Source organism: Metabacillus sp. KJ11-3 (genome assembly GCF_055808295.1).
In genome coordinates, this window is the sequence record NZ_CM147865.1 from 4,465,267 (window position 1) to 4,484,839 (window position 19,573).

At 36.3% G+C, this 19,573-nt stretch carries 19 protein-coding genes; all 19 read right to left on the reverse strand.

What is annotated here, in order from left to right:
* Positions 1 to 242 precede the first annotated feature (242 nt).
* The 19 genes from AC0L8O_RS22320 to rnmV all read right to left on the reverse strand — a co-directional run bounded on the left by AC0L8O_RS22320 (position 243) and on the right by rnmV (position 19,471).
* Complete coding sequence (locus AC0L8O_RS22320) at positions 243 to 512, reverse strand: RNA-binding S4 domain-containing protein (RefSeq protein ID WP_226530433.1); 270 nt, start codon at positions 510 to 512, stop codon at positions 243 to 245.
* A 10-nt stretch (positions 513 to 522) separates the two neighbouring features.
* Entirely contained in the window at positions 523 to 1,989 is a 1,467-nt protein-coding gene (gene yabN / locus AC0L8O_RS22325) for a bifunctional methyltransferase/pyrophosphohydrolase YabN (RefSeq protein ID WP_473445387.1), read from the reverse strand.
* A gap of 15 nt (positions 1,990 to 2,004) precedes the next feature.
* The gene (locus AC0L8O_RS22330; protein ID WP_473445389.1) at positions 2,005 to 3,573 is read right to left on the reverse strand and encodes a putative polysaccharide biosynthesis protein; all 1,569 of its coding nucleotides are present in this window, start codon (positions 3,571 to 3,573) and stop codon (positions 2,005 to 2,007) included.
* 131 nt (positions 3,574 to 3,704) lie between these two features.
* Positions 3,705 to 4,241, reverse strand: coding sequence for a stage V sporulation protein T (gene spoVT / locus AC0L8O_RS22335; RefSeq protein ID WP_026562415.1), 537 nt, complete (start codon positions 4,239 to 4,241; stop codon positions 3,705 to 3,707).
* Positions 4,242 to 4,473: 232 nt separating this feature from the next.
* Positions 4,474 to 8,004 carry a transcription-repair coupling factor gene (gene mfd, locus AC0L8O_RS22340; protein ID WP_473445391.1) on the reverse strand — a complete coding sequence of 1,177 codons (3,531 nt, stop codon included), beginning with the start codon at positions 8,002 to 8,004 and terminating at the stop codon, positions 4,474 to 4,476.
* A 144-nt stretch (positions 8,005 to 8,148) separates the two neighbouring features.
* Positions 8,149 to 8,379 (reverse strand): anti-sigma-F factor Fin family protein, encoded by a 231-nt coding sequence (locus AC0L8O_RS22345; RefSeq protein WP_026562417.1) that lies wholly within the window; start codon positions 8,377 to 8,379, stop codon positions 8,149 to 8,151.
* Positions 8,380 to 8,471: 92 nt separating this feature from the next.
* Positions 8,472 to 9,029 carry an aminoacyl-tRNA hydrolase gene (pth, locus tag AC0L8O_RS22350; RefSeq protein WP_473445393.1) on the reverse strand — a complete coding sequence of 186 codons (558 nt, stop codon included), beginning with the start codon at positions 9,027 to 9,029 and terminating at the stop codon, positions 8,472 to 8,474.
* Between the two features lie 210 nt (positions 9,030 to 9,239).
* On the reverse strand, positions 9,240 to 9,866 hold the full coding sequence (locus tag AC0L8O_RS22355; RefSeq protein ID WP_251685914.1) for a 50S ribosomal protein L25/general stress protein Ctc: 627 nt from the start codon (positions 9,864 to 9,866) through the stop codon (positions 9,240 to 9,242).
* 173 nt (positions 9,867 to 10,039) lie between these two features.
* Complete coding sequence (locus AC0L8O_RS22360) at positions 10,040 to 10,993, reverse strand: ribose-phosphate diphosphokinase (protein ID WP_026562420.1); 954 nt, start codon at positions 10,991 to 10,993, stop codon at positions 10,040 to 10,042.
* An 18-nt stretch (positions 10,994 to 11,011) separates the two neighbouring features.
* Positions 11,012 to 12,388 (reverse strand): bifunctional UDP-N-acetylglucosamine diphosphorylase/glucosamine-1-phosphate N-acetyltransferase GlmU, encoded by a 1,377-nt coding sequence (gene glmU / locus AC0L8O_RS22365; protein ID WP_473445395.1) that lies wholly within the window; start codon positions 12,386 to 12,388, stop codon positions 11,012 to 11,014.
* Between the two features lie 356 nt (positions 12,389 to 12,744).
* On the reverse strand, positions 12,745 to 13,035 hold the full coding sequence (gene spoVG / locus AC0L8O_RS22370) for a septation regulator SpoVG (protein ID WP_026562422.1): 291 nt from the start codon (positions 13,033 to 13,035) through the stop codon (positions 12,745 to 12,747).
* Between the two features lie 182 nt (positions 13,036 to 13,217).
* Entirely contained in the window at positions 13,218 to 13,592 is a 375-nt protein-coding gene (locus AC0L8O_RS22375) for a RidA family protein (protein WP_473445398.1), read from the reverse strand.
* Positions 13,579 to 14,439: a pur operon repressor gene (gene purR, locus AC0L8O_RS22380; RefSeq protein WP_473445400.1), complete on the reverse strand. Its 861-nt coding sequence runs from the start codon at positions 14,437 to 14,439 to the stop codon at positions 13,579 to 13,581. Before purR ends, AC0L8O_RS22375 begins: the two co-directional genes overlap by 14 nt.
* Positions 14,440 to 14,498: 59 nt before the next feature.
* Positions 14,499 to 15,368: a 4-(cytidine 5'-diphospho)-2-C-methyl-D-erythritol kinase gene (gene ispE, locus AC0L8O_RS22385; RefSeq protein WP_078433052.1), complete on the reverse strand. Its 870-nt coding sequence runs from the start codon at positions 15,366 to 15,368 to the stop codon at positions 14,499 to 14,501.
* A gap of 333 nt (positions 15,369 to 15,701) precedes the next feature.
* On the reverse strand, positions 15,702 to 15,884 hold the full coding sequence (locus AC0L8O_RS22390; RefSeq protein ID WP_473445402.1) for a small, acid-soluble spore protein, alpha/beta type: 183 nt from the start codon (positions 15,882 to 15,884) through the stop codon (positions 15,702 to 15,704).
* A 288-nt stretch (positions 15,885 to 16,172) separates the two neighbouring features.
* Positions 16,173 to 16,442 carry a biofilm formation stimulator Veg gene (veg, locus tag AC0L8O_RS22395; protein WP_026562427.1) on the reverse strand — a complete coding sequence of 90 codons (270 nt, stop codon included), beginning with the start codon at positions 16,440 to 16,442 and terminating at the stop codon, positions 16,173 to 16,175.
* 414 nt (positions 16,443 to 16,856) lie between these two features.
* On the reverse strand, positions 16,857 to 17,738 hold the full coding sequence (gene yabG / locus AC0L8O_RS22400; protein ID WP_473445404.1) for a sporulation peptidase YabG: 882 nt from the start codon (positions 17,736 to 17,738) through the stop codon (positions 16,857 to 16,859).
* Between the two features lie 294 nt (positions 17,739 to 18,032).
* Positions 18,033 to 18,914, reverse strand: coding sequence for a 16S rRNA (adenine(1518)-N(6)/adenine(1519)-N(6))-dimethyltransferase RsmA (gene rsmA / locus AC0L8O_RS22405; protein WP_473449090.1), 882 nt, complete (start codon positions 18,912 to 18,914; stop codon positions 18,033 to 18,035).
* Positions 18,914 to 19,471 (reverse strand): ribonuclease M5, encoded by a 558-nt coding sequence (gene rnmV, locus AC0L8O_RS22410; protein WP_473445406.1) that lies wholly within the window; start codon positions 19,469 to 19,471, stop codon positions 18,914 to 18,916. Before rnmV ends, rsmA begins: the two co-directional genes overlap by 1 nt.
* Positions 19,472 to 19,573 lie beyond the last annotated feature (102 nt).

Here is a 19,573-nt window from a genome sequence, read left to right on the forward strand (position 1 = left end):
TATGATCCTTCAATTCGGTTTAGAACAAGCTATATGAAATGCGTAAGGCACCCGATTATCGGCGACAAGCATAAGACGAGTAGGAATAGAAGGTGCTCTTTACCTTCAATTCCTACTTGGCTTATGACTCGAGCCGATGGCGCCTGGAGCTAGACACCAACACTAAGTAAGATATTTTACATTTCTATCGTACAAATTCGGAAGCGCCTTGACCAGACTAAGGCAGATATGAAAGCAACCACTTAAAAAGAATCTTGCTCAACCTTCTCTTCCTTCACCACTCGATAAAGGTTTGTCGCTTCTTCTTTTCTTGTTGTTTCCTTTAAGTCTTCAATAACAACTGTCACCAGTTTTTGTCCAAAGCGGATCATCAACTCATCACCAATTTTCACATTGGAACTGGCTTTACCCGGCGTCCCGTTTATGGATATTCTCCCTTGATCTGCTACTTCCTTAGCTAATGTTCTTCGTTTAATTAACCTTGATACCTTTAAGAATTTATCTAACCTCATCTTCTATCCCTCATCCTTTATCTAATTTCTTTGCTTCATTCCAATAATGATCCATCTCTTCTAAAGACATGTTTTGGAGTTGTTGATTATTCTCAATTGCCATCTTTTCTATATACCCAAATCGATCATAAAACTTCACATTTGTTGAAGATAGAGCTTCTTCTGGTTCAATTTTATAGTGTCTTCCAACATTTACAAAAGCGAATAAAAGATCACCAAACTCCTTCATGATGAACGATTGATCTTTATTCACAGCAATTTCATCTTCAAATTCTTTTAACTCCTCTTTTACCTTTTCCCATGCACCATCCACTGACGGCCAGTCAAAGCCGATCTTCGCCGCCTTCTTTTGCAAATGAAATGCTTTAGATAGTGCCGGAAGAGAAGATGCAACAGCATCCAGTATTGATTGCTCTTCTCTTGTGCCCTTCTCTTTCTTCTTTATTTCCTCCCAATTAGCCAGGACTTCATCTGAATCAGTAACAGATTGTTGACCAAAAACATGGGGATGACGACGAACCATTTTTTCAGCTACACCTTTAATCACATCATCAATGGAGAACATACCTTCATCCTCGCCAATTTGGGCATGAAGCACAACCTGTAATAACACGTCTCCCAGTTCTTCAATGATATGATCAATATCATCCTTATCGATCGCCTCTAATAATTCATAGCATTCTTCTATAAGATATTTTTTCAATGATTGATGTGTTTGTTCTTTATCCCATGGACATCCGTTCGGTCCTCTTAATTCCGCAATAATATGACGGAAGGAGGAAAATTGGTGGTAAAGAATTGTGTCATCCTTAACAGGTGGTATATAAACACTTGTTAAATTATTAATAGTTGTTTCACGATCTAATTCATAAAGCTCAATTTCCTTCAATTCCTGTAGACTACTGCCTGCAGCTGTGACAATTTTGATTTTATAATGATCAGGTAGTTGCTCCATAAGTGTAAGCTTTACCTCAGAAGCTATCATTTGATCATAAACTTGAGTGATAATAACATGTCCCTTCAGCTGTAGCATCTCTTTTCTTAAATCAAATGCATCAACAAGCTGAAATCCTTCTACAGGATCTATTTCTAATGCTTGAAAAGTGGAATCCAGAAAACTTTGTCCACCTTCAATCTTAATTATATATCCTTTTTTTCTTCCTTCTTTTAAAAGAAGCTGAACTGTTTTTTCAGCAACAAGTGGATGACCAGGCACGGCATAGATGATATTCATTTCATTTGCTTTTGTAAGAAGCGTATCCACAATAGTTGTATAAACATGATCAAAATCATCATGCTGCTCATAAATGGCATCAAAGGACTCAAAATGTAATTGATCCCTAAGCTCAGATATAACAGGGTGTTCCTTTGTTCGTAAAAATAGATGTTCCGATTGAGTTAACAATCGATACACACCATATGGCAGCTGATTCAGATCTCCTGCACCAAGCCCTACAATTGTAATTGTTTTTGTCATCTATGTACCTCATTTCTATTTAAAAAGTTTCTTTACTACAGGAATATATTGAATCTCTGAATGTGAGAATACTTTCATTTTTAAAATTAAAACGATATAAACAACTCCACCAATGAATACCCCAATTAGTGAAATGATCATTGAGTGTGCACGAGTTTCAGGTCCAACATATGCCAGCCCTAGTTTAAGAGTAATGGCCATAATAATAATCGCCATTCCTATTTGAACAGTTGTTCTTAAGTAAGGAAAAGAAAAACCTTTCACTTTAATGAATATCATCATGACCAAAGCAACAACAAAATATGCTACAAGACTTGATATCGCGGCTCCCGTCACATCATACTTGGGAATTAACATGATATTCCCAAGATATTTAAAGGACACGCCGATTACAACCGCTATTGAAGGTACAAATGTGTACCCTAAACCTTGTAAAACAGCAAACATTGTTAGGCATATGGATGTAAATAAAATAGATCCACTTAAAATCATCAGTACTTTTGAGCCTGAAATATCTTTAAAAAGCATCATGTTAATAGGATCTATTAAGGCTATTAATCCTCCCGCCGCGCCGGCACCAATAACTAAGCATAATTTCAAGGAAAGCTGCAACTTTTCCTTTATAAAATCCTCATTTTGCTGCATTTTTGCTTGAGCAATAGCTGGAACAAGTGATAATGCGAAGGACGTTGCCACCACTGTACCTAGTTGAATTAACGGTTGTCCCCTGTCATATACTCCTTTTGCTACTTTTGCCATCTCCTCACCTGTGCCATTATGAAGAAGTAAAGCATATAAATGCAGGGCATCGACTAACTGAATGAGAATAAGCAACAAGCTAGTAATCCCAAAGCTAAAACTATATTTAAGTAACGTTAATACAATTTCACTAGCTTGAATTGATGCTGATAGATTCCAATGTAATCTTCTTTCCTTTTTGTTTCGTCTCCATAAGAAAAGAAGAATGGATAATCCCGCTATACTTCCCATTACAGATGATACCAATGCTCCCCAACCTGCTGTATAGAGATCATACCCAAAATGAATGAAAAAATAAGAGCTTATTAAAATAAAAGAAACTCGAAATCCCTGTTCTACCACTTGAGATACTGCTGTTGGTTGCATATTCTGCTCAAATTGAAAATAACCCCTTAGTATGGAAACAAAAGGAACCAACAAGAATGAGAAAGAAGAGATCTCAATAAGAGGAGCTAATTTTGCATCTCCCATTATTTTTGAGATAGGATGCGAATATATGTATAGAAGAAAAAACAATGCCAACCCAAAGATCGTTAAGTATATCATAGCAATGGACATTATTTTTGAACGATCCTGCTCCGATTTTCCGTGGCCTAAATCACTCATTACTTTTGATATCATAACAGGGAAACCGGAAGTTGCTAACACCACACTCATCCCATAAAATGGATAAACTTGCTGATAAATATAAAAGCCAATATCCCCTACAATATTTTGATAAGGAACACGGTAAGCTGCACTTAATATTTTTGTTACTAACCCTGCAATTGTCAGGATGAAAACACCACGCAAGGCAATGTTCATATGATCTTTTTCGATGTTCATTCTATCCCCTCTCAAACATCCTCTATTAGCAATTATAGCATATATCAAAAGCGCAAGCGCCTTGATCAGACCAACCGTACCTATTTTTCAAGTACATAAAAAAGGTAGCGAAAATCCGCTACCTTTTCCTCTTATTGCTCCATTTGGCGAGCTAAAAACCCTGCAGCTGTTTCCACTGCCTTGTGTTCAACCTCTCCAATTGATTGCTCTTTAGAAAGGATGATAACTGCTCCAATTGGATCTCCATTTGCAACGATTGGCCCAATTGTATATGACTTAATATCTTCGCTTAAACCTTCAACGATTTGGATGTCTCCTGCATCAGTTTTTAAAACTGAATTTCTTTCTTCCATAACCTGCTCGACAATGTCACTAATGTTCTTGTTTAAGTATTCCTTCTTCGATCCTCCAGACACAGCTATGAAAGTGTCTCTATCACAGATTAATACAGGATGTCCCAAACTATCGTATAAGGCATCGGCATATTCTTTAGAGAAATCGCTTAGCTCGCTGATCGGTGAGTATTTCTTTAGAATGACTTCTCCATCGCGATCCACAAATATTTCTAAAGGATCTCCTTCACGAATTCGTAAGGTTCTGCGTATTTCCTTTGGAATAACTACACGACCTAAATCATCAATGCGACGAACAATACCAGTTGCTTTCATCTTATGTTGCCTCACTTTCATCGGATGATAGGAAATTGATGATTGTTGTTACTATCCTGCCGTAAGTATAAAAATAAGAACTGTTTATGACAGGAGTTTCTTTTATGTAACAATCATCGTTTGTTGAAATTAGTATCCTTCACCAATCGTGTAATATACATCCTCAATCGGATTTTTTAGGAGAAAATGAAAAGCAACTAATAATAATCGCCTATTAACTCTTTTTTTAAACTTATTTTGCTGAGATTTCTTCTTTTTTCACTTGTGAAAGACCATTTAAAAGATCTGTAATGATCGCCAACCATTTTTCAACGCCAAGACCTTTTGTATTGACGGTTAATTTTAATCTGCTGCCTTCCATTCCTAAACCGACAATGCGAGGGTATTTATTGCTTAAATCAAACAGCTTTTGTCCATCAATTTGGTTACTTGCCTCTTCTTCTATAAGCATCATTATTGTTTCTTTATCTTGCTTGATAAGTTCAACTCGTTCTTGAATAGCAAAAACCTTAATTCTTGCAATATGGAATAAGTACTCAACTTCTACAGGATATTCTCCGAAACGGTCGATCATTTCTTCCTGTAATTCTTCCAATTCGATTAATTCAGTTATTGATCTAAAACGTTTATACATATCAATTTTTTGACGCCCATCCGTAATATATGTCTGTGGAAGATATGCATCAACCTGAAGATCAATCTCTACATCAATAGCTTTTTGTTTTGGCTTATCTACTTGTCTTTCCTCTATCGCTTCTTTCAGCATTTGAGAGTATAAATCAAAACCAACAGAATCAATGAATCCATGCTGTTGAGCACCTAATAGATTCCCGGCTCCTCTAATTGAAAGATCCCTCATTGCAATTTTGAAACCTGAACCAAGCTCAGTGAACTCCTTAATTGCCTGCAGACGCTTTTCAGCAACTTCTGTTAGGACCTTATCTTTCCTGTAAGTAAAATATGCATATGCAACACGATTAGATCGTCCAACCCTTCCACGAAGCTGGTAAAGCTGCGATAATCCCATTTTATCTGCATCATTCACAATTAATGTATTAACATTAGGAATATCCACACCAGTTTCAATAATTGTCGTACTTACAAGTACATCAAATTCTCCTTCAAGGAAACTTAACATAACAGATTCGAGTTCATTTTCAGTCATTTTCCCATGTGCAAAGGTAACCCTTGCATCAGGAACAAGCATTGAAATTTCTTCTGCTTTACGATCTATATCCTCCACACGGTTATATAAGAAAAATACTTGGCCTCCACGTGCCATTTCTCTCTCAATTGATTCTCTTACTAATGCTCCATTGTATTCGACAACATATGTTTGAACAGGAAAACGATTCTCAGGTGGAGTTTCAATAACTGATAAGTCTCTTACTCCGAGCATGGACATATGCAATGTTCTAGGAATTGGAGTTGCTGTTAAGGTTAGCACATCGACATTTGCTTTTAGTTGTTTTATTTTTTCTTTATGTGTTACACCAAATCGCTGCTCTTCATCAATAATAAGTAATCCTAAATCCTTATATTTAATATCTTTTGAAAGCAGACGATGAGTTCCTATCACCATATCTACGCTGCCATTACTTAATCCCTTTGTTGTCTCAGTAATTTCTTTTCTCGTTCTAAAACGACTTAAAAGACCAACGTTAATAGGATACTCCTGGAAACGCTCTCTGACCGTTTCATAATGTTGTTGAGCTAAAATCGTGGTTGGGACGAGCAACGCTACTTGTTTTCCATCGGCAATTGCTTTAAAGGCCGCTCGAATCGCAACCTCTGTTTTTCCATATCCCACATCTCCACATAATAAGCGGTCCATCGGACGAAGTCGTTCCATATCTTTTTTAATTTCTACGATAGAACGAATCTGGTCCTCTGTTTCTTGATAAGGAAATGCCAGTTCAAATTCTTTCTGCATTTCTCCATCTGGTGAAAAGGCATAACCTTCACTTGCTTCCCGCTCGGCATACAGTTTGATCAAATCATCTGCAATATCTTGTACAGAAGATTCAACCTTTTTCTTCACTCTACGCCAGTCATTTCCACCAAGCTTATAAATTTTTGGCTCTTTACCTTCAGACCCTACATATTTTTGAACTTGATCAATTTGATCAACAGGAACATATAACTGGTCACTACCTTGATAGCGAATATTTAAGTAGTCCTTATGAATACCATTAATTTCAAGTGTTTCAATTCCAAGGTATTTTCCAATACCATGATTAACATGAACAACATAGTCGCCAATTTCCAGTTCAGAGTAGCTCTTAATCCGTTCTGCATTTGAAAGCTTTTGTCTTCTGACTTGCTTTTTAGCCCTTTTCTTAAACAGCTCTTCTTCTGTAATAACCGCTAATCTTTGCATCGGGAGTTCAAACCCTGTTTGTAAATCCCCTTCAACAATAGAAATTTTGCCAATGTGTAAAAAATCATCTTCCCCTAAAATCTTTGCCTCAATCTCATAGTCTTCCAATACATCCTGAAGCTTTTTTGTTCTTTCCTCATTAACACCTAGAAATGCAACCGCATACTGTGCCTTTTGCCAACGTTCTAACTCATTTTTCAGCACATTCATTTGACCATGGAAACTTTGCATTTGTTTACAAGATAAATTTAATATGTTTTGAGGACTAGTATGTGGCACATGTCTTAAAAATAAGGAAAGATAAATAGAAGGATGCTTACTTTTTGTCATAACATCCATATAAGAGTGTGACATTTTCACATCCTGAAATACCTTTCCTTCTTCAAGCAGGCCTGTAAACCATTCGGCTTCTTCACGTTCTAACTGGTCATATGTCTCATGAATTCTACTTATTTCATCAAGAACAACCATGGAATCTTTCGAAAAATAGTCTAGTAAACTAGCAGGCTGATCATAGAAGAGTGATGAAAACTTAAACATATCTTGATTTAGCTGATTGTTGCGTAAACGCTCTAAATCGTATTGAATATTTTCTACCAACAATTCCTTTTGCTGTTCATTCTTCATCTTTTTGAGACTTTTCGCTAAACCTTCTTCTACTCTCCGAATACAATTCTCTCTTGACTCATCTGTTATAATCATCTCTACAGCTGGACCAATCACAACATTTTCTAACATCTTTATCGATCTTTGGTCTTCTATATTAAACGATCTGATAGAATCAATTTCAGTATCAAATAACTCAATTCTTATCGCATTGTCCTCTGTAAGGGGATAGATATCTATAATTCCTCCGCGAACACTAAATTCTCCCGGAGCACTAACCATATCAACTCTCTCATAGCCTAATGAGATAAATTGTTGAATGTATTCATCCAAGTCTATATCTTGTCCTAGAGACAACTTATATTGTTTCTGTTTCCAAAGAGGTTTTGGCGGCAGCAATCTCCTTATCCCTGCAACGGGAGCCACGACTATCGAGCTTTTCCTTTCAGACAATTGATTTAATACTTCAATTCGTTGTGCTTTTAGCTCAGGACTCGCTACTGCCACTTCAGATGCTATCAAATCATTAACAGGATAAAGATAAACATTATCTTTAATCAAGTTTAGTAAATCTTCATAAACCTTTTGAGCTTGAAACAAATTATGTGTCACAATCAAGATCGATTTATTTAACTCATGATAGAGTGAAGCTGTAAAAACTGTCCTAGCTGAACCGGAAAGACCTGCGACAAGTTGTTCTTTTAGTCCTTCTTCAATACCGGAAACAATTGTTTTAAAATCATCATTTTCATAAAAAAACTGCTGTAAACTTTTCAAGCTCAGCCCCCTCTCAATATTTCATTTTTCACTTTACCTAACATAAAAAATGTTGGGTTTCAGTACTACTTACAGTATTCGGTATGTTTCGATCCATTAGTGGAGAGGTAAACAGAAAAACGCTTTGGGGGTCACCCAAAGCTCTTACTGAATGAAGTGTTCCACTTGATGTAAATCAGGGTTTCTATGTAATGCATCCTGACAGTCTTCACAAATCGTCTTTATGTGCATATCACCACTTTGCTCATATGTGATCATCTCCTGGCGTTCATCATGTGTTAAATGATGAAACCCAAGCTGCTCACTTGAAGCAGAGATATTATCAAGGCTTCCTACCTTTACACCACAGTGTCTACAATAATAATGCAAAGCCATCATTATCCTCCTAAAAAGGAATTTTTTACGTTTAGTATGGTCCTTTTTACGAGGGACTATACATATAGAAAATGAAGGCAAGCACATTGGATTTAATTATATTCATTCATCACTTGTACGAAATTTTTCTGAAGCCAGTCTTCACAAGCCTTCGCACTGTAATTTATTGCTTCGTTTATACCTTCCATATCTTCTGGAGTAAATGTTCCTAGCACATAATCTGTAATCTTCATCCCATTAATTGGGCGGTCTATCCCAACTCGTATTCGATTAAATTCTTGTGTTCCTAAGTGAAGAATCATTGATTTAATACCATTATGTCCACCGGCACTGCCTTTTGACCTTAAACGAATTTTACCAGTAGGAAGATCTAAATCATCGTATATAACAACGATTTCTTCTGTACTTATATCATAGAAATCCATTAAAGGGCGAATACATTCACCTGATAAATTCATGTATGTAAGTGGTTTTAATAATATGACTTTCTCTCCGGAAATATGACCCATACCGTATATCCCGTTATATTTCTGCCGATCAAGAGGAATTGCTAACTCCTCTGATAGCTTGTCAATTACTTTAAACCCCACATTGTGCCTGGTATTTTCATATTGCCTCCCAGGGTTTCCCAACCCAATGACGAGCTTCATAAACACCCTTCGCCTCCAAACAAGATCATCTATTTAAGAATCATAAAAAGAATTAATATTATTGCCCTTTTTACTATTATATCTTATTTAGCATATAAATTCTTACTATAAAAGTAAAGTGTCAGCCTTCATTTCCTTAAAATATGGATAAGATTACTCCATATTTGGCTCATGAAGAACTGACACTAGTTTTGTTCTATTTTAATTATTTTATTCTTCGCTATTCTCCCGACCTTCTTCATTTTCAGGTTGTCCCGGTTCTTGTTCTTCTCCGCTATCAATTTCTTCTTCCTGTTGTGGCGGAAGTATTGAGGCCACTACCTGTTCCTCATCCTGAGTAAATTGATAGTTTGGACTTGTCGAGAGGTCTTTAATGTAAAGAGTCTCATTCACACCCAAGTTTGTAATGTCTACATCTATTGATTGAGGAATATTACCTGGCTTTGCCGTAATCGTCACTTCATGCAATGATTGTTGTAATACACCACCGTCTTTAACACCCTGTGCTTCCCCAGTTAGATGGACAGGCACTTCTACCTGAACATCCGCCTGCATGTCCACAATATGAAAGTCAGCATGAATAATCTCATTCTTTAGTGGATCTGTCTGCATATCATACAACATAACCGCATGTGACGAACCATCAACATCCAAATGGAGAACGGTATTCTTTCCTTCATCTCTAAGGGTTTTAATTAATTCTATGCTATCTAACGCTACTGGTTGACTTTCTTTAGCTTTACCATAAATTATAGCTGGAATCTTGCCAGACTCACGAACTTTTCTTTTTGCCGAATTAGTGAATTCTGTTCTTTTCATTGCTTGTAAAGTTGTCATATTTACACCTTCCTCACGATATTCGTTCATATATATTGTTTGCCCATAACGAGAAAGGTATAAACATTTTTAAGCGAATAAAGTGAAAGATACGAAAAAAAACCTATCCAGCACCTAATCTATCTCTTAGATCAGGTACGGTAGGTTTTTATAAAGTTAAGAGAGTATAAAAATTAATCAAAAAGTAGACTTACTGATTGTTTTTCATGTACTCGAATGATCGCTTCACCTATAAGTGGAGCAACTGATAGTTCTACTAGCTTATCTATCCGTTTTTCTTCCGGAAGTTGAATTGAATTAGTTATGACTAATTCTTTGATTTTTGAATTAGCAATACGATCGATTGCCGGTCCTGATAGAACAGGATGTGTACAGCAAGCATATACTTCCTTTGCCCCATTCTCTTCTAAAGCATTTGCAGCTAATGTAATTGTCCCTGCTGTGTCAATAATATCATCTATTAAAATCGCCGTTTTACCTTCAATATGACCAACAATATTCATAACCTCTGCTACATTTGGTCTTGGACGTCTTTTATCAATAATTGCGATAGGTGCTTTTAATTTATCTGCTAGTTTACGGGCTCTTGTTACACCCCCATGATCAGGAGAAACAATAACGATATCATCTAAATTTTTACCTAAGAAATACTCACCTAAGATCGGTACTCCCATTAAATGATCGATCGGAATATCAAAGAATCCCTGTATCTGAGGTGCATGAAGATCCAATGTAATAACACGCGTTGAGCCAGCTGTTTCTAGTAAGTTTGCAACAAGCTTTGCTGTTATAGGCTCCCTTGCTCTCGCTTTTCTATCTTGTCTTGCATAGCCATAGTACGGAATAACAATATTTATTGTTTTTGCTGATGCACGCTTTAAAGCATCAATCATAATTAGTAGTTCCATGATATGCTCATTCACAGGGTTACTAGTAGATTGAATAATATACACATCACAGCCACGAATACTTTCTTCAATGTTTATTTGAATTTCTCCATCACTAAAGCGTGTTACAGAACTTTTCCCTAATTCAACGCCAACAATATCAGCGATTTCTTTTGCCAATGCAGGATTGGAATTTAATGTAAATATTTTTAAATTTGAATCTTCATAGCGATTAGACATGTAAAGTGTAAACCTCCATTAGGAATTTTTATGATTTAAACGATCGACATAATTCTCTTTATTTACTTGTCGAGCACGTGCAACTGTTAATGCTTTTTCTGGTACATCATTTGTTACAGTTGAGCCTGCTGCTACATATGCACCTTTTCCAACTGTGACGGGCGCAATCAAGTTTGAATTACAGCCTATGAAAGCACCATCTTCTATTTTTGTTAAGAATTTATTTTTTCCATCATAATTAACCGTAATGGAACCACATCCAAGGTTTACTTCAGATCCCACCTCTGCATCCCCAATATAACTTAAGTGAGAGGCCTTACTGCCTTTGCCCATTGATGACTTCTTAATTTCAACAAAATTTCCAATCTTCACCTCATCGGAAATGTGAGAAGAAGGACGAATATGTGCAAATGGGCCTATTTGTACTTTACTGCCGATTTCGCTATCATGTGCGACAGATTGTCTGATCGTTGTTTTAATACCAATATTACAGTTTTTAATTTCTGTATTTGGGCCAACAACACATTCTTCACCAATCACAGTTTCACCAATGATCATTGTTCCTGGATAAATCATTGTATCGCGGCCTATCTTGGCATCAACAGAAATATACGTATTATCCGGATCTATAATTGTAACACCATTTCTCATATGCTCTTTATTAATACGTTGTTTCATTAGTTTTTCCGCTTGTGATAATGCAATTCGATCATTTACTCCTAATGTTTCTTCAAAAGATGCTGTTTGATACGCTGAAATGACTTTCCCCTCTTTTTTCAGGATCTCAATTACGTCTGGTAAATAATATTCTCCTTGAACATTATCATTAGAAACATTTTTTAATGCCTTGAACAATTCTTTATTGTCAAAACAATATGTACCTGTATTAATTTCCGTAATCATTCGTTCGTCTTCTGATGCATCCTTATGTTCAACGTTTTTTTCTACTGTTCCCTCTTGGTTACGGACAATACGGCCATATCCAGTCGGATCTTCAGCATTTGCTGTAAGGATCGTTGCCTTTGCATTTGTTTCTTGATGATGTGCTAACAAGGCAGACATTGTTTCAGCCGGAATTAATGGGGTGTCACCACAGATAACAATTGTCGTACCCTCTTCATCTTCAAGAAATGGTGCAGCCTGCATTACTGCATGCGCCGTTCCCAATTGTTCACTTTGTAATGCATACTCTGTTCGATCACCAAGCTCAGACTTTACCTTTTCAGCACCGTGGCCGACAATTGTGACAACTTTCGACAATGATAATTGTGTTACTTGATCAAGTACATGCTGAACCATTGGTTTACCACAAACAGGATGTAACACTTTATATAGTGAGGATTTCATTCTTGTCCCTTGTCCAGCAGCCAGAATAACTGCATACCGATTATCCATTTAAATAAGCCTCCATTAAGCTATAATCAATAGAAAAACGTTACTCTTTGCCAATTCCTAAGGCGTAAGCATTGGTTTTTCTTATTCACCACAAAACAGTACCTTTTTATCCATAAAAAAATATATCTTAAAATAAGTCGCATTTCAAGACAACAAACAAAAGTACATGATATTTCTAATTTTATCACAAGTTTCATCTTTCAATTGAACTTACCTAAAAAATCATTTAATCTTGTTTGAAATCTTGAAAAAAATTGTCGAATCATTCTCCTACATAAGGACCTAATCTTAGATCTTAGTATTTCCTAAAACAAAAAAAAGAACCTTGTACAGTTGTACAAAGTTCCTTTGTTATTTTATGAAGCACCTGCTTCTTCAAATTCAACTTCTAATTCACCTAAACGATGATATTCAGCCAGTACAGCATCTTGAATTTTTCCGCGTGTACTAGAATTGATAGGGTGTGCAATATCTCTAAATTCACCATCAGGAGTGCGCTTACTTGGCATCGCAACAAAGAGACCATTATTACCATCAATAACGCGGATATCATGAACTACAAACTCATGATCTAACGTAATAGATGCAATTGCTCTCATACGTCCTTCGGTATTTACGCGGCGTAATCTTACGTCTGTAACTTCCATTCTGTTCACCACCTTTTCCCCATATGAAAAACTTTAGTTACTAAATTCAACGTTACTTCTGTTATTCCTCCCTTAATTTGAAAATTTTTTTAATTTTAGGCAAAATAATTGACAAATATTCTATTTTTTTGATTTTTAGCTACAAAAAAAGTCAACCACATCAGAGTGATTGACTTTTCATATTATTTAACTAATGCAATAACTTCAATTTCAACTAAAGCATCCTTTGGCAATCTTGCCACTTCTACACATGAACGTGCAGGCTTATGAGTCGAGAAATATTGTCCATATACCTCATTAAAAGAGGGAAAATGATTCATGTCTTGAAGAAATACAGTTGCTTTTACAACACTTTCTAAAGATGCACCTGCTTCTTCTAATACAGCTTTTAAATTTTTAAACACTTGTTGTGTTTGCGCCTCAATTTCCCCTGAAATCATTTCTCCTTCAGCGGTTAAAGGAATTTGACCGGAGCTATAAAACAAATTATTTACAATCATTCCTTGTGAATACGGTCCAATTGCTGCAGGTGCTTGACTTGTACTAACGATCTTCATAAAGTTCCTCTCCAATCTCTTTAGTATTTACAATCTGAAAGTAAGTGCCTTCTGTCACGTGAATATTTCGTTCACGAACATCCACGTCAGCTAATTTTACCAGTGATACATATTGATCAACTAATCTTTCTTCAACACCCTCTGTTTCCACTAAAACACCTATGCCCGCTACAGTTGCTTTAAACTCTTCCAAGAGGCTAATCATGCCGTTAATTGTACCTCCAGCTTTCATGAAGTCATCAATAATGAGTACATTTGACCCCTCTTTTAAGCTGCGTTTAGCAAGCAACATCGTTTGTATTCTCTTTGATGATCCCGAAACATAGTTTATACTTACTGTTGAACCTTCTGTTACTTTGCTGTCTTTTCTAACAATAACAACAGGTACATCCAGCTGTGCTGCTACGGCATATGCCAATGGTATCCCCTTCGTTGCCACCGTCATGACTACATCAATTTTCCGGTTACTAAAAACTGTCGCAAAAAGACGACCAATTTTATTAACGATAGATGGAGTGCCTAGAAGGTCAGTTAAATATAAATAACCTCCGGGAAGCAGTCTTTCTGGTTTTGCAATAAGCTCACCTAGTTCAGCTATGAATTGCTTTGCCTCATTCGCTTCTACCTTAGGGATAAATTTCACTCCACCTGCAGCACCTGGCACAGTTAATAATGTCCCGATTCCCTGCTGTTCAAACGTTTCTTTAATAATCGTTAAGTCTTCACTAATTGATGATTTAGCAGATTGATATTTCTCAGAAAAAAATGTTAATGGTACTAAAGAGTGTGGATGATGAAGCATGTAGTTTGTCATATCAACAAGTCGACCACTACGACGAAATTTCATGAACTGGTAACCCCCAAAATCCGAATATTATTATTGTAAATATAACTTAATATCCGTATTTAATCAAGGATGTTTCGCTCCCCAAGCATCCTTACAGCAAATACTTGATCACAAAAGCCTCTTAAACCATTATATACACGTGGTAAACGTGACTCATACTGTACCAACCCAAATACTGTTGGTCCGCTTCCACTCATCAATACAGCATCAGCACCAAACCTTTTCATTTGTTCTTTTATATTTGCTACCTCTGGATGCATACGCAATGTAACATCTTCTAAGACATTTCCCATTAATGAACAGATTTTTTCATAATGATTATTATGTAAGGCACTAACCATTCCATCTACATCAGGGTGTTGAACCGTTTGCAGATTTAAGTTTCGATATACATCTGCTGTTGAAACCCCGATCGTTGGCTTTGCAAGCACTACCCAGCAATGTGGTGGCGGGTCAATTTGCTGAATCATTTCACCACGGCCAGTTGCCAGTGCGGTTCCTCCATATACACAAAAGGATACATCTGACCCAATCTCAGCTCCGAGCTTTGCTAAGTCATCTAGAGTCAAACCAAGTTTCCATAACTTATTAAGTCCTCTTAATGTCGCTGCCGCATCACTGCTTCCACCAGCTAATCCTGCAGCAACCGGTATTGTTTTTGTAATTGAAATGGATACACCTCTTTCAATATTAAAACGGTCCTTTAATAACTTTGCTGCTTGATAAGCTAAATTCCGCTGATCGTCTGGAACAAAACGATTATGTGAGACTATCCGGATTTCATTTGGGGAAATATCTACTAATTCAACACGATCCGCAAGATCAATAGTTGTCATGATCATTCTTACTTCATGAAAACCATCTTGTCGCTTACGGAGAACATCTAACGATAAATTTATCTTGGCTGGTGCCTTTTCTAAAACACGCATCTTTGTCACCTACTTGAACGAACTAAAATTGTATCAACATTGTACCACAAAAGCATGTATCGTATTGCTTTTTTCGACATTTCCATTGTATTATAACCAGATTCGCGGAATGGATAGAAGACAGTGACCATTAGATATATGATTCAAATACAAGTACCTCTGTTCATTTCTTATCATATTAGTGGTTTTTTATTCTTTTAGGGAATAAATAGTAAAGAAAATGACATATCCTTCTACATCATATAATCTATATCGTAAAAAAAGGGCCGGTTAACACCATTCAAACCAAAATGAATGATTTATTAACCAAACCCTGTACCGCCAATCTATACGTTACTTATTCTGTTGTTTCGCTAGCTGTGCTTCAGCTAGTTCAATCGCACGCTTAACCATATTCCCAGCATCACGTGAGCGGATTGCTCCCCAGCCTTCTTCCTTCACGATATCGTAAAATCCTAAGTCTTTTGCTAATTCATATTTAAAGCTTTCAGACATTATTCCACGACGTCTCGCCATTGCAAACACACTTCCCTTCAGAGGATAAGCTAAAGTTTCCAAATAGAAAAAGTACTGCTTTTATAGTATTTGAATATAAACATCTAGATATGTATGATATGAAATTTAAGGAACAAAAGCGCAAGTGCATTGATCAGCCAAGGGCAAATAAGACGCAAATGAATAGAAGACGTTCTTTGTCTCAATTTCTTTATGGCTAGACGCTGGAGCTAGATGTCGCGCACCCATGCGTAGTTTACATAATCTTACAGTTTCCTAAACGACAAAAAAACAGTAAACATATGCTGTCTACTGTCCGCTAACTGCAAAAGAACCTGTTGTATCTTCAAAAAATGTAAGTTGTACTGTTTCAGTCAAAACATCGGCATAGCTGTAAGATACACGTTCAAACGAATTTTCATCTTGATCAAGCTCAATAACAAAGACAGATGGATAGGTTTCTGCTAGTACACCACAGCGTTCTATCGTTTTTCTACGACCACCATTAGCTTTAAGAGTTAGTCGTCTGCCAAGATTACCATCCAAGGATTTTTTAATATCCGTTAGAGTTTTTCCCATTGCATCCACCTCACTAAGATTATTATACAACCTTTCGCCTATGTAGTCAAATAAAATTTAAATTATAACAGTATCTTTTCACTACTGTCAATAAAATATTTTCAACAAAATTTTCATTTGTCACCTATAGTTTGAACAAACATCCTAACTTTTATGTAAAGAAAATGAATGTTTTTTCATCTTATTGATATGAATGTTCATTTTTTTCATACAATGCATAAGTTTAGAGAGGAAAAAACGAACTAATTTTGTTAAAATGATGAATATTTTTCATCTATGTGTTGAAAAGAATCAGCCATTCCGTTTTGAGATTTAGTCGAAAATAGAAGATAAATTCTCCTCTTCTTTCACCCAATGTAAGACTGATCAACAAAAAATAGCCACTTACATATTGAAAACGTAAGCGGCCAGGAATCATGGACTTGTTGGTTTTCTGTAAGGCATACCTGTTCTTAGTACTCCTCGTGTTTCGACACCGCCTAGCCCCTTTTCCCGAGTGAGAGTGTTCCTTAAAACATCCCATACATTAATCCTTTCAACAAAAGGTGTAAAGCTGATCTTTGCAACGATATAAACCGGATCTAGTGCATGAATATTAACTCTAGATGGGGAACTTGCAAAATTAGCACCTGCACGTATAAGTGATTCAAAATGTGACTGACATGCCCCCGCAAAGATGACAAGCTGATCAAGGTGTGGAACTTTATTACGTGCCTGCCGAACCGTTTGAACGAAGTGCTTGGAATGCCTATAAGCATTAATATCATCTATACTACCTTTATGCTTTGAATAAGCATCATGTCCTGTAACAACTAATATATCTGGTCGGTATTTAGTTAGGAGGTCTGTAATTTTTTCAGGCATTTCCTTTTCATTAACATGTACACCATTTACAGGCACTCCAATTTTTTCATACAAGGAGAGGCATTTTTGTAAATAAAGTGGATCTCCATCAACATGAAGGACCCTCCCCGGGATATGGAAAAACTCCTCATTATGACTGTAGCTGGAAGTAGCGTAATATTCTTGTTTTTCTCTTAGCAACTGATAGTCCTGCCGAAATAAATAATAAGACTGATCAATTCGTTCTTTTTCCTTTTGTTTCCTTGTATTTTTTTCGGCCTCATCAACGATAACTAAATCATTGCATCCTGCATCTGCAATTAGTCTTACTTCATCTCCATATAAAATTGCCACCAGCTCACCTGTAGCAGTTGTTTTTACGTCTATAACACGAAACAATAAGTCTAGATTATATGATTTTCTCGCAACAACATCTCCAATTTTTACTTGCATCCTCTACCACTCCAATGAATGATTCACCTGTTGTCTTATCAAGTTAGCTCACAACGTCAGGCCCTTCTCCTTTAAGCTGGGATCAAGAATTAAAAATGATCCTTTTCTAGCCTATGTAGGTTTTTAAAATTGGTGATATGCTGAAAAAAGATTAGAAAAACTTGGCTTGTCGCCAAGTCCTAATGACGAAAGCTTTAGTTTTTCTTATACGATCATCCATAAAACTTATATACTTTCTGATAGTAAAACAAAAAAAACAGGGTTGTTCCTTTACGGGACACCCCTGTTTTTTTATCATCTGTTTACTATTTTAACTAAATGATCACTGAGCTTAGCAAATTCTTCAATCGATAAAGACTCTCCTCTTCTTTTACCATCAATTCCAATTTCAAGAAGAGCCTCTTCAATTTTCCCCTTCTGCTCTTTTCCATTTGGCAGATAATGCACAAGGTTGTTTAATAATGTTTTTCTCCTTTGCGCAAAGCTCGCACGTACAATTTGAAAGAAAAAGTCTTCATCTTCAATTTCAACAATTGGTTCATCTCTAACTAATAATCGAATGATTGCTGAATCTACATTTGGTTGAGGCACAAAAACTGTCTTTGGTACAGTCATGACCGTCTTCGCTTCTGTATAATATTGAACAGCAATTGAGAGAGAACCATATTCTTTTGTGGACGGAACAGCTGATATTCGATCAGCAACTTCCTTTTGAAGCATGACAACAATACCCTTTAATGGCAGTTTTTCTTCTAATAGCTTCATAATAATTGGTGTAGTAACATAGTATGGTAAATTAGCCACAACCATGATTTCCTCACAATCATGAAAGGAATCTTCAATTGCCTTATTTAGATTTGCTTCCAGAACATCTTGATGAATAACTGTTACATTTTTATACGGCTCTAATGTCTCGTTAAGAATAGGGAGCAGCCTTTGATCAATTTCAAAAGCAATCACACGCTTTGCTCTTCTGGCTAACTGTTCAGTTAGAGCACCAATACCCGGCCCAATTTCTATAACTCCTGTTTTATCTGTTACTTCTGCATGGTCAACAATCCTGGAAAGAACATTTGGCTCAATCAAGAAGTTTTGACCTAGGCTTTTTTTAAATGAAAAGCCGTACTTTTCTAAGATAGCTTTTGTGCGAATGGGTGTTGCAATATCCTTCGTCATCACTTATTTTCCTCCTGCAGGATTTTGTTTATAGCTTTTAAATAATCGCCTCTTGAGATTTGAAACATTTGTAACCTTTTGTGTAGTTGCTTCCCATTTGTATAACCTATTTTCAAAAGCAATCCTAATTTTTCACGTCTATCCTTTGCCTTATTGCCACCTATTAAACCTGCATCAAGTAAATCGTCAAAACTAATCTCACTTGTAAATTCCTTCATTTCTTCCTTAACTGCATAAAGAGCTTTTTGGATGGCATCATTCGAAGCATGCTCTACTCCTATTCCTCTACCTCGTTTAGGCCTTGCTTCATCTTTGGGCAAAAATGCATGCTTACATCCAGGCACTAGTTCTGAAATGGTCTTTCTGATTTTTTCACCCGGAAAATCCGGATCAGTAAATATAATGACTCCACGTGTTTGTTGAGCTAATTTAATTTGTTCAATAACACTATCTCCTATTGAAGAGCCATTTGTTTCAATTGTATCTGCATCAACAGCTCTCTTTATAGCTGTAGTATCGTCTTTTCCTTCTACAACAATAATTTCTTTTATTTTCATTATTTCCTCCAAAAAAGTTGAAACTTTTCCCTATGTAATTACGTCTTATGTAATGAAGAGATATAAACAGTATACATTCCTTTTAAAAAGAACAAAAGTGTG